Source organism: Thauera sp. K11 (genome assembly GCF_002354895.1).
Taxonomy (GTDB): Bacteria; Pseudomonadota; Gammaproteobacteria; order Burkholderiales; family Rhodocyclaceae; genus Thauera; species Thauera sinica.
The window spans coordinates 101,719-117,035 of sequence record NZ_CP023439.1 but is presented as its reverse complement, the minus strand read 5'-3'; the positions used below and the strand labels follow the sequence as shown (position 1 = coordinate 117,035).

Genomic DNA, 15,317 nt, shown 5'->3' with positions numbered 1-15,317 from the left:
CGCGAAAGCAGGTCGCACGCTAGCCGAACGGCGGCAGGGCGCGGGGAGAGGCCGACACATCCGCACGACCGCACGCCGGTCCGCGCGCGCCGTGCGAAAATCCCGCGCCCCGTCCTCCCTCGAGCCTTGCGCATGTCCGCCGTCCATCACGCCGTCACCCACCTCGTCGTCCATAGGCTGATCAAGGAGGCGAACGCGCCTGCGACGGTGTCGCTGCGCCCGGCGCCCTGCCCGCTCGATGCCGCGGCGGTGCGGCTGGTGGAGCGGATGTGCCGCCAGTATGCGGAGCGTTCGGCGAAAGGCTTCGGGCGTTTCGAGGAGGACGGGGAGCAGTTTCCGCTGGCGCGCTGGCTGCGCGAGCACGTGGTGGAACAGTCGATGGATTTCATCGCGCTGTCGCACCGGATGGCGGAGCGCTTGCAGGCGATCGCCGACGAGGAGGAGCTGGATTCGGGCGGCTTCGTCGTGGTGGCGCGGGTGCGCGAGGGGGAGGCGGACTGCCTGTGGGCGGCGCTGATCGGCGAGGCGGCGGGCACTGGCGTGAGCGGTGCGCTGGACGTGCTCGATTGCGCGCACCTGGATTTTTCGGCGCTGCAGGCGGCCGGGCGCGTCGATCTGGGCGGCTGGCAGCGCGGCGACGAGCGCTACCTGGGTTTTCTGCGCGGGCGCGGCAGGGCGGGTGGATGGTTCAAGCGGTTCCTGGGCTGCAGCGACGTGGTGGTGGCGCTGCAGGAGACGAAGAAGCTGGTGATGACGCTCGGCCGCTTCGTGGAAGAGCAGCACCTGGAACCCGCCGCGCGCGACGCACTGCTCGAACGCGCGCACGGCTACCTGGATGCGCTGGGCGAGAGCGGCGAGGCGGTGGTGTTCGACGAACTGGCGCGCGAGGTGTTTCCCGAGCAGCCGGCGCGGCTGGACGCGATGCTGAACGCGGCGGAGGCGAAGCTGGCCGACGGCTTCGTGCCGAACCGGCGCGCGATCCGCCCGCTGGTGCGCTTCAGCGCGAGCGGCGAGCAGTGGAAGCTGGAGTTCGACCGTAGCGGCCTGCATTCCGGCGCGGTGCATTACGACCGTGCCACCGATACGCTGGTGCTGTCAGGCGTGCCGGAATACCTCAAGCGGATGCTGGCCGAAGAGGCGCCGTGAGCCACCGCGCGCGCTTTTCGATCTGCAGGCGCTGTGGCGACCTTCCGCCCGGTGCCACCGTCCAAACCCGATCGGCGCAGCCGGGGATTTTCCGGTTCACGGCCGATGGCCGGCGATCTCCTTGCGCGAGGACGCATTCGGGTCCTCGTAGCCGACGATCTCGAGCCCGAAGCCGCCGACGCTGGGAATCTTCTGCGGACTGCCGATGATGCGCATGCGCCCTACGCCCAGGTCCTTGAGGATCTGGGCACCGATGCCGAACAGGCGCGCGTTCCATCCGGCCGCCCGGGGCACGCCGCGCCGCGCGCAGTCGATGAGTTCGAGCATCTCGGCCTTGGTTTCCTTGCGGTGCAGGATGACGAGCACCCCGGCGCCGGCCTGCTCGATCAGGTCCGCCGCCTGCCCCAGGCTGAAGCTGTAGGGCTGTTCGGCAAAGTCGAAACCATCCAGGCTGCACAGCGGCTGGTGCACGCGCACCAGGGTCTGCGCGTCGGCACGTATCCGCCCCTTGACCAGGGCGAAGTGGATGACGTCATTCACCAGATCGTCGTAGGCATAGAGGCGGAACGCCCCGTGCGAACCGATGAAGTCGTGCTCCAGCAGGCGCCGCACCAGGCACTCGCCGACGCTGCGATGCTGGATCAGATCGCGGATGGCGCCGATCTTCAAACCGTGCGTGGCCGCGAACCCGGCCAGTTCGGGCAGGCGGGCCATGGTCCCGTCCTCGCACAGGATCTCGCAGATCACCGCGGCCGGCTCGAAGCCGGCCAGGCGGGCGAGATCGCAACCGGCCTCGGTATGGCCCGCACGCACCAGCACGCCGCCGTCCTGGGCCATCAGCGGAAACACGTGGCCGGGCTGCACAATGTCGCGCGCAGTGGCATTGCGTGCAACCACGACGCGTATCGTATGGGCACGGTCCGCGGCAGAGATGCCGGTGGTCACGCCTTCCGCGGCCTCGATCGACACGGTGAAGGCGGTCCCGTGCGGCGAGCCGTTCCGCCGGACCATCTGTGGCAGATCCAGTTGCCGGCAACGCTCCGCCGTGAGCGTCAGGCAGACCAGCCCGCGGCCGAACCGCGCCATGAAGTTGATGGCCTCGGGCGTGGCGGCTTCGGCCGCGATCACGAGATCGCCCTCGTTCTCGCGGTCCTCGTCGTCGACGATCACCACCATCCTGCCGGCACGGACGTCGGCGACGACGTCCTCGATGGGGCTCAGAGCCATGATGCGCGCCTCTCCCGGTTCGCGGGCAGGGAACGCAATTCGCCGGCGCCGCGCGCGGCCGGCGCCCTCCCCCCGCGCGGCGCAGCCGGCAGCAGGAAGCAGGCGAGCGCGGGCAGCAGCACCAGCGCCCCGACCATGTTCAGGACGAACATGAAGGCGAGCAGGATGCCCATGTCGGCCTGGAACTTGATCGGCGACCCACTCCAGGTGGCGACGGCCAGACCGAGCGTCACGCCGGTCAGCACGACGACCTTGCCGGTGAAAAGCAGTGCCCGGTAGTAGGCTTGCGACAGGCTCATGCCTTCGCGCAGGCGGGCCAGCGTCACCGTCAGCATGTAGAGCGCATAGTCCACGCCGATGCCGACGCCGAGGGCGATCACCGGCAGGGTCGCCACCTTGACGCCGATGCCCAGCATCACCATGAGCGCCTCGCACAGCACCGAGGTGAGCATCAGCGGCAGCACGGCGCAGACCACCGCGCGCCAGGAGCGGAAGGTGACGAAGGCGAGCGCGATCACCGCGGCATAGACCAGCAGCAGCATCTGGCCGTTGGCCTTGCGGACGACGATGTTCGTCGCCGCTTCGATGCCGGCGGTGCCGGCCGCCTGCAGGAACTTCACGTCGGCGGTATCTTCCTGGCGGGCGAAATCCTCCACCGCGCCGACCACCGCCTGCAGCGTGTCGGCCTTGTGGTCCTTCAGGTAGGCATAGACGGTGAGGAGGTCGCAGGTCTGGTTGAAGACCTCGCGCGGCGCCCGCATCACGATCGCGTTGATCATGGCCTGCGAGCGCGGAATCTCATACCACGCCAGGCTGCCCTCGTTCATGCCCGCGGCGGTGCGCCTGGCGACGGCTGCGAGCGAGTTGGTCGATTCCACCCCCGGCAGTTGCTGCAACGCCCACTCCAGCGCGTCCACCTTCATCAGCGTGGAATACGCGGAACACTCCCCCGGCGCGGTCTTCACCATCACCACGAAGATGTCGCTGCTCGCCGCATAGCTGGAAGTCATGAACGCGTTGTCGCGGTTGTAGCGGGAATCCTGGCGCAGCTCCGCCGCACCGGGATCGAGGTCGCCGATCTTCAGCCCCAGGCTCGCGGCGAAGCCCGCCCCTCCGGCAACGACCGCGGCTGCCACGGCGGCGAACGCCCACCTGCGTCCGGTGAAATGGTCGAGGAAGGCCCACAGGGGGTGCTTGCCGCCCTGCCCCGCCGCTTCGTCCGACGATTCGGCCGCCAGGCTGCGCCGTGCCGCGGCGGCGCTGACGCCGGTCAGGGACAACAGGATCGGCAGCAGCACCAGATTGGTGAATATCAGCGCGGCCATGCCGATGCTGGCGGTGACGGCCAGGTCCTGAATCACCGGGATGTCGATCACCATCAGCACCGCAAAGCCCACGCCGTCGGCCAGCAGGGCGGTCAGGCCGGCGAGGATGAGGCGGCGGAAGGTATACCGGGCGGCCACCAGCCTGTGGGTGCCGCGGCCGATGTCCTGCATGATGCCGTTCATCTTCTGCGCGCCGTGGCTGATGCCGATGGCGAACACCAGGAAAGGCACGAGGATGGAATACGGGTCCAGTTCGTAGCCTATCGTGGGCAATGCCCCCAGCAGCCAGATCACCGCCACCAGCGAGCACGTGACCACGAGCAGGGTGCTGCGCAGGCAGCGGGTGTAGCCGTACAGCACCGCCGCGCAGATGAGAACCGCCAGCGCGAAGAAGAACAGGACCTGCTGCAGGCCGCTGATCAGATCGCCGACGATCTTGGCAAAGCCGGTGATGTGGATGCGTATCCCGTCGCGCTCGTAGCGGGCGCGCAGCTCGTCCAGTTGCAGCGACAGCGCATGGTAGTCGAGCCGCGCCGCGGTGGCGCCGTCCTTCTCCATCAGCGGCGCGACGATCATGCTCGATCTGAAATCGGCCGCCACCAGGGTGCCGATCTCGCCGGAACGCTCCACGTTGGCGCGCAGCCGTTGCATCGCCCCGTCCGAACCGTCGTAGCCGTCGTCGATGACCGGACCGCCTTCCAGTCCTTCCTCGGTCACGCCCAGCCAGCGCGTCGACGGCGTCCACAAGGACTTCATGTAGGGCCGCTCGACGCCGGGCAGGAGAAAGATCTCGTCATTGAGCTTGCGCAGCGTCTCCAGGTAGGCCGCATCGAAGATCGTGCCGCCGGTATTCTCGACGGCGATGCGGACGACGTTGCCCAGGCCCGTCAGATCGGCCTTGTGGGCCAGGTAGTTGGCAATGTAGGGGTGGTTGCCGGGGATCATCTTGTCGAAGCTCGCCCCCAACTGCAGCCGGGTGGCCTGGAAGCCGAGCAGCACGGTGAGCAGCAGGCAGAAGAGGACGACGACGATCCGGTTGTTGAACAGCAGGCGCTCGGGCAGCGAGCCCGAGCTTGCGTCGAAGTGCCTGAGTTCCCGGATCACCGGATGTTCTGCCAGGGCATGGTCGGGCGTCACTTGCGCGCCTCCTCATCGTTGTCGTCGAATGCGACGCGGCCGACGCCGCGCATGCCGCTGCGAACCAGCGCGCCGTCGGCCGCCACCGCCAGCCCGGTGACCGGAACGCGACCGTCTGCCGGAACGGGCTGGAAGCTGCGGCCGTCATCGCGGCTGCGGAAGATCTGCCCGCTCTCGTTGCCGAGCACCAGCGCGCCGTCCGGCAGCCGCGCGCCGGCGGTGACGGAAGCGGCCGGCATGTCGATGCGGGTCCAGCGGCCACCGGCTTCGCCACGATGGACGCTGCCCTTGAGGCCATAGACGAGCACGCCCGACGATGCGGCGAGCATGCCGAAGGATGTCCCCTTGCCGGGGAAGGCGGCCCTGGAAAACGTCCTGCCGCCGTCATCCGAAACCAGCAGGACGCCCTGCTCGCCCGCGATGTAGAGCGCATCGCCGACGGCACCCGCGGCATACAGATGGCGCCCGTCGGCGGCCTGCAGCCTGCCCATCAGCGAGGACCACGTCCGCCCCCCGTCCTCGGTGGCGAACGCGAGGCCGTATGCGCCGACGACCAGGCCGCGGCGGGCATCGGCGAAGTAGAGCGACAGCAGCGGCTTGTCCGGCCCTTCGGCGACGAGCCGCTCGGCCTCGCGAAGCCGCCGCCGCGAGGCGTCGGAATCGCCCATCTCCGCAGTGGCGGCCGCCAGCTCCATGCGCGCGGCGGCAATACCGTCGAGCTGCCTGCTCCAGGTCTCGCCCCCGTCGCCGGTATGCAGCACGACACCGCCGTGGCCGACGGCCCAGCCGTTCTTCGCATCGGGAAACCTCACCCGGGTGAGGGTCACCGATACCGGAACGACTGCCTGCCGCCACGACATCCCCCTGTCATCGGACAGCAGGATCGCGCCCCGCTCGCCGACCGACACCAGCCGTTCGCCGGCATTCGTCACGTCCAGTTGCACCAGGGACGCCAGCCGCGCGGTGAGCGCCGCCGGCCGCTCCAGGACATCCAGGGCCGCGGCCGGCAGCGGGGAAACGAGCGCGCTGGCGGCAGCCAGCGCCGCCAGCGTGCCCCGGCCGCGCATGCGGCGCGGCGTATTGCACAAGGTCTCTGCCATGTCGATCACCGGAAAGACGCCCATCCATCCGCCGCCGCTCATCTGGCGCTGTCGCTGCTCATGGCATCGCCGCTGAAATAGCTGGTCTTGCGCGGCGGAATGACCTTCAGCGCATCAACGTACTGGATGGCCGACATCGTGCTGGCCTGCAGGTTGTAGACGACGGTGAAGTTGGTCGCCAGCATCTCGGCCTCGGGCACGATCATGTTGAAGACCTGGGAGGTGCGCCAGAGCTTGCCCTCGGCGTCGTAGCCGTCCGCCAGCAGCACCGCCCAACTGTCCTCGTCGATATAGAAGCGGCGCTTGGGGACGGCATGGCGCTTGCCCGCGGCAAGCGTGGCTTCCACCACCCAGACGCGATGCAGTTCCCAGCGAACGTGGTCGGGGTTGGTGTGGAAGGGGACGAAGGCGCTCTCGTCCCCGGCGGCGAAGAAGCGGTTGTTGTTGTATGGCACGTACATCTCCTGCTTGCCGACCAGCTTCCAGTCGTAGCGGTCGAGACGGCTGCGCAGGCCATACACCTCGTCGAAGTAGTTTGCCCCCGAGGCCATGAAATCGGGCGTGTCATAGCTGATCGTCGGGGCGCGGCGGACCCGCCGCTGCCCCACCAGGTATTGCCACGCCTGGGGTTCGACGGACATGTCCAGCGATTCATGCACGACCACCTGTTCGCCCGCCTTGAAGGTCGGCGCCGTGGTGTTGAACCGATAGAACTGGAATACCTGGTTGTACTTCCCGGCGCTGCCGTTCTCGAGGTAGTAGCTCGCCTGCTCGTTCATGACCCCCTTCGAGGCCATCGACCGCTTGCCGTCGGGCGTGCCGACGAAGACCCGGAAGTCGAGTTCGACCGAAGCCGGGTGCGGGTGGACCAGGTGGTTCCACATCACCTCGCTGCCGTTCTTCGGGATGGGGAACGGCACCGCGCCCCAGGCGCCCTCGAAACTGAGCCCGTCGGTGGTCAGCCTGGCCTGGGTTGCCGCCTTGAAGGTGTTGTCGTACACCCATTGCGGCGCGCCCGCGGTGCGGTGGGTGGGATAGACGTCGATGCGATAGCCGGGATACTTCGTCAGCATCGCCAGCACGCCTTCGGTGAGCCTGCCCGCGTGTTGCCCGGCATTCTGGGCGGTGATGCGGACGACCGGCTGTTCCGCGGCGAAGGGATCGGGATGCTTGCCGTCCCCGGCGCCCGGGATCGGCGTCTTGTGGCCGCCCTTCCAAGCCGGAATGGAACCGTCCTTGTTCCCGTCCCGTTCGGCGCCCAGCGGCGTCAGCGTGGTCTTCAACTGGGCGGCCTCGGCGGGCGTCACGGCCGCCGAGGCGGGGGCGGAAACCAGGACGGATACCAGCACGGCATGAATCAGCTTGTTCTTCGACATCGTCTCTCTCCCTGTGGTCAGAAGGTGCGTTGGATCGAGAAGGCAATGAAATCGCGATCCTTGTAGTACTGCTGGTAAGAGGCGTAGGGCCCGACCGACTTCACCGAGGTGGCGGCCCCCGCTTCACCGAAGTAGCGGGTGTAGTTGAGCCCGGCCTGCCAGGTGCGATCGATCGTCGCATTGATGCCGATGCTGAAATCCCCGCCCCGCTCCGGGCTCAGACTGACGACGGCGGACCGTCCGCCGAGCCCGTAGCCGAGCCCGATCGGAACCTGCAGGTCGACGCTGGGCACGACCTGGAAGAACTCCGGCTGGAACACCACGCGCATCGCGGAAGCGTCGCGGGTATGGGTGGCGTTGAGCGAACTGAAGAAGTCCTGCGCCGGCCGGTGCGTCACGCCGAGGACGCGATTGAACGCGAACTCGGCGACCACGCTCGCCGCATCCCACAGGCTGTTGCCGGGCAGCACGGAGATCGCCGACAGGTTGAGGTGCAGGGAGTTGCCGCGGGCATAGGGCGTGTTCCTGTCGTTGTCCGGGCTGGCCACCGAGGTGTTGAGGATCAGGTCTCCCGGCACGACGAGCGGCACGTTGCGCCGGGTGGACAGTTCGCCCGCGACATTGATGCCGCCGACCACGGTCGACGCGCTGACGCCGTACACGCTGATGTCCTTCGCATACATCAGGTTGTAGACGCCGCCGCCGAAGCGGCCGCTGCCGGTCGCGATGGACGGAACATTCACCACCGCGATGGGGGCCTTGTCATCGTAGTGCGCAGCGTAGATGCCATAGTCCACGTCGCCGGCCCGGACCTTGAGCTGCAGGCCCCACTGGCCGCCGTGGCTGCCCTTGTAGTCCCGCCCGCGGCTGGCGAACGGCGAGCCGCCGGGAGACATGGCGGCAAACGGATGGATCAGCAGATCCGCTCCGGGGCCGACGAAATCCGCACCGCTGAAGTAGCTGCCGGCGGCGGGAAGACGATGCTCCTTCCACTGGAACTGCAGATAACCGCCGATGCTGACGTTCTCGGACAGCGACAGGCTGCCCGATACCTGGTTGACCGGCCGCGCGACCTCCTTGAACTGGACGTTGGGCAGGGACAGCGCCTTGACGAGATCGACCGGCCCCTGGGCTGCGGCAATCGCGTTCGCCCCCAGGAACAGCGACTCGCCGTAGATCAGCGTGTGCCTGCCGGCACGCAGCGAAAGGGTCTGCTCGCCGAGTTCGAACTTGCCATACACGAAGGCGTCGCCGAACTCGGCATACCGCCCCATGACGTCCCTCGACGCCTCGGGCAAGCGATCGTTCGCGCCGCCCGCCATGGCGCCGGGAATCCCCCCTGGTAGTTGGGCAGGCCGCCCGCCGCCGAAGGATAGTCATTGCGGCCGCCGGCGTATTCGGCGTCGTACCAGCCCGCACCCGAGATCCGCAACCCGACGTTGCGGTATGCGAGATCGAACTCGGACAGGATATCCAGACGATTGTTGATGAGCCCCTTCTTGAAGCCGAGATCGCCGAAGTCGGTATTGGGCTGCCCGCCGTCCTGGTTGGCCACGAAGCCGTCGGCATTCTTCAGGCGCCACGCGGCGGTGTACTTGACGGTATTGTCGAAGCGCATCCTGACATCGTCGCCCCCTTCGATCTCGAACGCCTGCGCCTCGCCCGCCATGAACGGCATGCCGGCGACCACCGAAGCGACTGCCAGCGGCAGCATGCGCATCCCGGCGGGCGGGACGATGCGCCGCCGGACGTGAAAACTCTTGCACGACATAGGTCTCCTCCTTGTTGTTTCTTTTGCGTACGGATCGCGCTCAGTGCTCGAGAAAGTCGATCACCAGACGGTTGAAGTCCCCGGCGTGCTCCCACTGGGCCCAGTGGCCGCAGCGCGAGAACACGTGCAGCCGCGCATCGGGCATGGCGTTGATGAGCTTCAGCCCGTTGTCGAGCGGCACGAAGCGGTCGTCGCGCCCCCAGGTGACCAGCGTCTTGCTGGGGATGGTGTGCACACGGTCGGCCACGTCCCACGCGGTGACCGGCGTCATGCGGGCGCTAGCGACGAAGTTCCGCAGATGCTCGGGTCTGGCCTGGATGTTGTTCCAGCGCCCCTGGCGCAGTTCCTCGGTGATCGCCGACGGATCGAACACGAACACGTCGAGCATTTCGGCGAAATTGGCGTAGGTCGGCTCGTTGTAGAGGCGGAACATCCGCCTCACGCCTTCCTGCGGATTGGGCTGGATCAGGCTGTGGCCCATGCCGGCCGGCCCCATCAGCACCAGCCGGGCCAGCCTCTCGGGGAAGACGAGCGCGAAATTCAGCGCCGTGGCGCCACCCATCGAATTGCCGACGAGATGGGCCTTGTCGATGCCCAGGGCGTCCATCAGCCCCTTGACGGCGCGGGCGTTGACCAGGCCGCGCTGGACGTCGGTGACGATCTCGTCGGATTTGTTGAAGCCGGGGCAGTCGAGCAGGATCGCCCGGTAGCCGGCCTCGGCCAGCGCCTCCACGTTCTTGTAGTAGTTGCTCCAGCCGCTGGCGCCCGGGCCGCCGCCATGCAGCATGATCACGGCTTCGCCCCGGCCCGCGTCGTTGTAGTGGAGCCTGAAGTCGTTCAGGCCGGGTTCGTCGATGGTGACATACCTGCTGGTATCCGCTTCGGTGATGAGCGTCATGGTGCCCTTCCTGTGGGTGGTGTTGCCGGCCGCCCGGACGGCCCGGCGGGATTCGGATCGCGGGCTCAGGCGGCGAGCAGGCGCCCGACCATGTCCTCGCATTCGCTGGCGATCGGATGCCTGAACCACAGCATCGCGTTGCGCTCGGGATCGCCGGAGTAGAGGCGTTCGTAAAGGGCGGCACGCGAGCCGAACTCCGTGCCGGTCATGTCCCAGGCCATCTTCATCAGCCTCATGCGGCTCCTGGCATCGATACCCGGACCGATCAGCCAGCGGTCGAGCAGCGGACCGACGTCGGGGTTGTTGTAGTCGGCCTCCGTCATCGCCAGCGCGCCGGAGCCGGCCGCGAAGCGCAGCACCTCGGCGGCCTTGCCGGTCGCGTAGGGGTAGAAGAAGTTGAGCGCGGCCATGCCGGTTCCGCCCTGTACCCGGGGCTGGCCAAGGCCGTCGCCGCCTAGGGTCTGGCGCCCGGCGGCGAAAGCCTCGACCTTGGCGATGCCCTCGCCCACGACGCCGGCGCGGATGGCCTCGGCCACGTTGACCAGTGCGACGAGTTCGCCGATGGCGGTCTGGAAGCGCGGCGTCTTGTCGCGACCGTTGGCCCGCGCAATGGCGGTGGCGAGCCCGGTCAGGAAGCGCAGCTTCATCGTCGATCGGGTCGTGGCCTGGATCGTCGTGTAGCCGACGCCGGCCTGCATCATGCCGTTGTAGGCATCGATGTCGCCGTTGACGATGAGGCGGTCCGCGGGCACGAAGACCTTGTCGAAAACGAGGATCGCATCGCCTTCGTCGAAGCGGCTGGTGAGCGGCCGGTCGAAGCTGCCCTGGTGGCGGTCCTCGCCGCGGTCGAAGGACTCCCGTGCCAGGATGGACAGGCCCGGCGCGCTGAGCGGCAGCAGGAAGGCCAGGGCATAGTCCTCCTCCCCGGCCTTGCGCGGGAAAAAGGGGCCGATGTAGCACTCGTTGGCGACCGGGGCGAGCGTGGACAGCATGCGGCAACCGCTCACCACGATGCCGTCGGGGCACCGCTCGACGACATGCACCGACTCGCTCGATGCATCGTGCCTGGAGCGGTCCGACTGGGGGTCGATCAGCGCATGGGTGACCTGCAGGTCGTTCTCCCGGCAGTGTTCGACCAGGCTCCGGGCCTTCGCCGCCGCCTCGTGCTTGCCGATGGCGTCGAGGCCGCTGGCCTGGTCCATCAGAAAGCCCGACATGAAATCGGTCAGGCGCCCCATCAGGCCGAAGGTGGACAGGGTCCGCGCGTGGAAGCAGGCAGACAGTTCCGCGAACTCGGCCGCCGTCCTCGCCTCGAGATAGGTCTTGCTGACGCGCTCGCCGGAGGTCGGCGAAATGAAGGTGAGCAGTTCCCCGTATTGCGGATCGTGCTGCTGGTCGTACAGGCCGGCGATGGTCTTGATGACCCCCTTCATCGGCCCGTAGGCGGTCACGTCGCGGACGAGCCTGCCGTCGATGAACAGTTTTCGGTCGTCGCGCAGCGAGTCGATGAACTGCTGCCCGGTACGGATACCCATGTCGTTTTCTCCTCTTTCGATATGCCTGCGACTGCAAGGCTTCTGGTGCAACGGACGCGAACGGTTCGGTCCGGGGTTTCAGGCTTCCGCAGGCGGGAGCGAAGGCGCGAGGTGGCGGTAGCGGCCGTCGAAATACAACAGCCCCTCGTTCTCGGGCGGACTCAGGGCGGCCGAACACCCCAGCACGTCGCAGATGAAGATCGTGTGCGAGCCGGCATCGACCCGTTCGGCCACGCTGCAGACGAAGGCGGCGCACGCGGCGCCGAGCACGGGCACGCCGTGTGCTTCCTTCCAGTCGCCCTCGGCGAACTTCGCTTCGCCCTGGAACAGGGGGGTCGAGAAGCGGCTGGCGACGGCCTGCTGGGCACCGGACAGCACGTTCACGCTGAGGCGCCCCTCCAGATGGATCGCGCCATGCGCGGCGGCGGACTTGTTGATGCATGCCAGCAGGCGGGGCGGCTCCGAACTGACGGAACACACCGCCGTGGCCGTCAGCCCGGCGCGCCGTCCGGGCCGGCCGGTCGCGACGATGCATACGGCGCCGGCCATCAGCCGCATACCTTGCCGAAACGCGGCGGAATCCACCGCGCGCTCGTTGGCGGTCGTCGCCACGCATTCGCTGTTCAAGGCGAGAGACATGGATATCTCCTTGTTCTTACAGGCGAGAACACCCCTCGGGAGGCATGCTTCCCGATAGGTCTACTTTCAGATGGAAAATCCCGGCCGGCGGGCCGGGCGCGGGTCAGGCGACGGGGTGGCGGTGGCCCCAGTCGCTGAGTTGGCTGTAGCGCTTGACCTCCCACGTCGCGTCGTCGACGACGATTCCGCCAAAGCCGAATTCGAGCGCGAAGCCGGACGGGGTCTTGACGTAGAAGGAGAACATCTGGTCGTTGGGATGATGGCCCAGCCCCATCTCGATCGGCAGCCCCGCGGCGATGCACCGGTCGTAGGCAAGGCCGACGTCGTTCATATCGGTCGCCTCGACCATGATGTGGTGGATGCGCTTGGGAAATGGAAACGGAATCTGCGCGGTGGCGACCGAATGGTGGCGACCGGTGCCGGCATGGAAGAACGCCACCTCCATCGTCGCACCGGGCGCCACTTCACCCCGGATGTAGTCGCTGACGCGGACGCCGAGCACCTGCCTGTAGAACGCCTGCGCCTCGCCGCCGTCCTTGCCCACCGCGACGAAATGCCCGACGCCCAGCCGGCCGGTATTGAACGCCCCTTTCAGCACGCCGGATCGAAAGGCGTCGGACATGGCCGCCCGCCGCGCACCGAAGTAGAACTCGTGCCGCAGACCATCGCCGTCCACGCAGGCGAACAAGCGCTCGACGCGACGGGCCTCGGCCAGTTCCCCGGACCCGGCGGCGACATCGACGCCGCGCCCGCGCAGTTGCGCCACGTACTCGTCCAGCGCTTCCTCGGTATCGAATTCCCACCCCGCGGCGAGCATGTCGTCTTCACCGCTCGCCTCCAGCACCAGGCGCTGCTCGCGTTCGTCCATGCGCAGGGCCAGGAAGCGCCCCGGGATGCGCCGCCCCGCCTGCATGCCGATCACGTCGACGGCGAACCGTTCCCAGGCGTTCAGGTCGCGAACGCCGAGCACCATGTAGCCGAGGGTCGAAATCGATGCCATGCACGTGTCTCCTTGAGGTTGTCTGCCGCAGCGGATGGCGGCCTGTCCGTCATCCCATGATCGATGCGGCTTTTCGCGTTCCTCATAGCGAGTCCCGTGCCAGCAGTGCCCCCGCTTTGCAACGGACACGGAAGCGAACGAAAAACATCAATGAAATCAGTTCATTGATCGCATGGATGAAAAATCCCGAAGTCGAATCCATGCAGCCCCGGCCCGATTGCGCGCCGTGCCGCGACCCCGGTTTTCACAAAATAATGAAACCGGGGAAGGACACCCTCACCGCGATTCAGAAATTTGTTAAATTTGCGCATTCACTCATTGAATAAATGCGCCCCCCTCCCCGCCCATGCCATCCGCACACTCGATCGACACCCCGGATTCGCCGCTCGCGCCCGGCATCAGGAGCCCCGACGTCCTGATCGACCTTGCCTTTCCCGAAGTCCGCGCCCTCGCCGCCAGGCTTCGCTTCTCGCCGAACGAGGGGCGCATCTGGCTCGAAGAGCGCCGGTGCGTACTCATGCACACCGAAGCCTTCACCGCCCTTCGCACCGAATTGCTCGCCTCGTTCGGCGCCCGGTTGACGCGCGAGATCTTCACGCGCATCGGCTACGCCACCGGACAACGCGATGCCGAGATGGCCAAGAAGATCTCCACCTTCGACGCCTCGTCCCGAAACCTGGTCTACGCGGGCGGCGTCTTCCACGCGCTGCAGGGATTCGTGATGCCCCTGCGCGCCGGCTCGTCGGTGCTCACCTCCACCGACATGAACAGTCCCGACTACCACGCCGAAGGTTTCTGGAAGGACTCCATCGAAGCCGAGGCCCATGTCGCCGAACACGGCATCGGCCCTCACCCGGCATGCTGGTTCTCGGTGGGGTATTGCTCGGGCTACCTCAGCGCCTGCGCCGGCGTCCCCATCCTCGTGCGGGAGACGGAATGCCAGGCGATGGGCCACGCCCAGTGCCGCATCGTCGCAAGGCCGGCTGCGATGTGGGCCGACGTGGACAAGGACGCCCGGCCGTCCGATCCGGCCCGGCCTCCGCCCGGGGCGGCGGCATCCGGCGCGCACGACGGACCGCGCCGCCCCGCGGAAATCGTCGCGCCATACGCAGAGCAGCAGGAGGTGCCGGGCAACGAACAGGTGATCGGCTCCTCCACGACCTTCAAGGTGCTGCGCCACAAGCTGCAGCGCGTGGCGCAAACCCAGGCAACCGTGTTGCTGCTGGGCGAAAACGGAGTCGGCAAGAGCCTGATCGCCCGCGAGATCCATCGCCAGAGCCGGCGGGCGGACGCGCCTTTCGTCGAGGTCAACTGCGCCGCCATCCCCGAGCAGCTTGTCGAATCCGAACTTTTCGGCGTGGAACGCGGCGCATTTTCAGGCGCCACGGCGGCGCGGGCGGGACGCTTCGAGGCCGCCCACGGAGGCACCCTGTTTCTCGACGAGATCGCCACGCTCAGCATGACGGCCCAGGGCAAGCTGCTGCGCGTCCTGCAGAACGGCGAAATGGAGCGCCTCGGCAGCAACCGGACGATACAGGCCGACGTCCGCCTCATCGCCGCCACCAACGAGGATCTGAAATTCGCGGTCAGGAACGGCCTGTTCCGTCAGGATCTCTATTTCCGGCTGAACGTCTTTCCCATCCTGATTCCACCTCTGCGCGAACGCCGGGACGACATCCCCCTGCTGACCCAGGTGCTCCTGGATCGCTTCGCCAGGCGCCATGGACGCAACATCCCCGGAATCACGCCGGCCGCCATGCAGACGCTGATCCACCACGACTGGCCGGGCAACATCCGCGAACTGGAAAACGTCCTCGAGCGCGGCGTGATCATGATCCAGGACGACGAAGTCCTCGACACCCATCACCTGACCAGCGTGGATGATGCGCTGAATCCCCAAGGCTTTCTGGGCGTCGGCGACCACGGCGCGCTGACGCTGGGCAGCGAAACCGGACAGGCCGCCGTGGCCGATCACTCGATCGACGCGGTCGCGGAGAACATGCTCCTCCTGGGCACCGGCACGCTGCCGGAGATGGAGGACGCGCTCGTGCGGGCCGCAATCCGCCAGGCGGGGGGCAACATTTCCCGCGCGGCCAGGCTCCTGGGCGTGACCCGTTCGCAGCTCGACTATCGCGCGAAGAAAATCGGCCGCTGAGGAAGCAG

At 67.5% G+C, this 15,317-nt stretch carries 12 protein-coding genes; 2 read left to right on the top strand and 10 right to left on the bottom strand.

Translation table 11 applies throughout. From position 1 onward, the window contains the following. Positions 1-132: 132 nt before the first annotated feature. A complete protein-coding gene (locus CCZ27_RS00560; RefSeq protein WP_096444887.1) occupies positions 133-1,146 on the top strand; it encodes a nucleoid-associated protein in 1,014 nt (337 codons plus the stop codon). A 96-nt stretch (positions 1,147-1,242) separates the two neighbouring features. Here the strand turns inward: CCZ27_RS00560 and ribBA are convergent, their stop codons facing one another. The 10 genes from ribBA to CCZ27_RS00515 form a co-directional block, all read right to left on the bottom strand. Beyond that, a complete protein-coding gene (gene ribBA, locus CCZ27_RS00555; protein ID WP_096452003.1) occupies positions 1,243-2,376 on the bottom strand; it encodes a bifunctional 3,4-dihydroxy-2-butanone-4-phosphate synthase/GTP cyclohydrolase II in 1,134 nt (377 codons plus the stop codon). Beyond that, the gene (locus CCZ27_RS00550) at positions 2,364-4,835 is read right to left on the bottom strand and encodes an efflux RND transporter permease subunit (RefSeq protein ID WP_096444886.1); all 2,472 of its coding nucleotides are present in this window, start codon (positions 4,833-4,835) and stop codon (positions 2,364-2,366) included. The genes ribBA and CCZ27_RS00550 overlap by 13 nt, the downstream gene beginning before the upstream one ends. Beyond that, positions 4,832-5,977, bottom strand: a complete 1,146-nt coding sequence (locus tag CCZ27_RS00545; protein WP_232516508.1) for a WD40/YVTN/BNR-like repeat-containing protein — start codon at positions 5,975-5,977, stop codon at positions 4,832-4,834. Before CCZ27_RS00545 ends, CCZ27_RS00550 begins: the two co-directional genes overlap by 4 nt. After that, entirely contained in the window at positions 5,974-7,311 is a 1,338-nt protein-coding gene (locus tag CCZ27_RS00540) for a DUF1329 domain-containing protein (RefSeq protein ID WP_096444885.1), read from the bottom strand. Before CCZ27_RS00540 ends, CCZ27_RS00545 begins: the two co-directional genes overlap by 4 nt. 17 nt (positions 7,312-7,328) lie before the next feature. Further along, a complete protein-coding gene (locus tag CCZ27_RS00535) occupies positions 7,329-8,585 on the bottom strand; it encodes a DUF1302 domain-containing protein (protein WP_269769090.1) in 1,257 nt (418 codons plus the stop codon). Further along, on the bottom strand, positions 8,489-9,025 hold the full coding sequence (locus CCZ27_RS24510) for a DUF1302 domain-containing protein (RefSeq protein ID WP_269769089.1): 537 nt from the start codon (positions 9,023-9,025) through the stop codon (positions 8,489-8,491). Before CCZ27_RS24510 ends, CCZ27_RS00535 begins: the two co-directional genes overlap by 97 nt. A 97-nt stretch (positions 9,026-9,122) precedes the next feature. Then, the gene (gene bphD / locus CCZ27_RS00530) at positions 9,123-9,980 is read right to left on the bottom strand and encodes a 2-hydroxy-6-oxo-6-phenylhexa-2,4-dienoate hydrolase (RefSeq protein ID WP_096444884.1); all 858 of its coding nucleotides are present in this window, start codon (positions 9,978-9,980) and stop codon (positions 9,123-9,125) included. Between the two features lie 65 nt (positions 9,981-10,045). Continuing rightward, positions 10,046-11,515: a 4-hydroxyphenylacetate 3-hydroxylase N-terminal domain-containing protein gene (locus tag CCZ27_RS00525; protein ID WP_096444883.1), complete on the bottom strand. Its 1,470-nt coding sequence runs from the start codon at positions 11,513-11,515 to the stop codon at positions 10,046-10,048. 78 nt (positions 11,516-11,593) lie between these two features. Continuing rightward, positions 11,594-12,154 carry a flavin reductase family protein gene (locus CCZ27_RS00520; RefSeq protein ID WP_096444882.1) on the bottom strand — a complete coding sequence of 187 codons (561 nt, stop codon included), beginning with the start codon at positions 12,152-12,154 and terminating at the stop codon, positions 11,594-11,596. A 103-nt stretch (positions 12,155-12,257) separates the two neighbouring features. Beyond that, positions 12,258-13,154, bottom strand: a complete 897-nt coding sequence (locus CCZ27_RS00515; protein WP_096444881.1) for a VOC family protein — start codon at positions 13,152-13,154, stop codon at positions 12,258-12,260. A gap of 346 nt (positions 13,155-13,500) precedes the next feature. Here CCZ27_RS00515 and CCZ27_RS00510 point away from each other — a divergent pair, with 346 nt between their 5' ends. Beyond that, entirely contained in the window at positions 13,501-15,309 is a 1,809-nt protein-coding gene (locus CCZ27_RS00510; protein ID WP_096444880.1) for a sigma-54-dependent Fis family transcriptional regulator, read from the top strand. Positions 15,310-15,317: the final 8 nt, after the last annotated feature.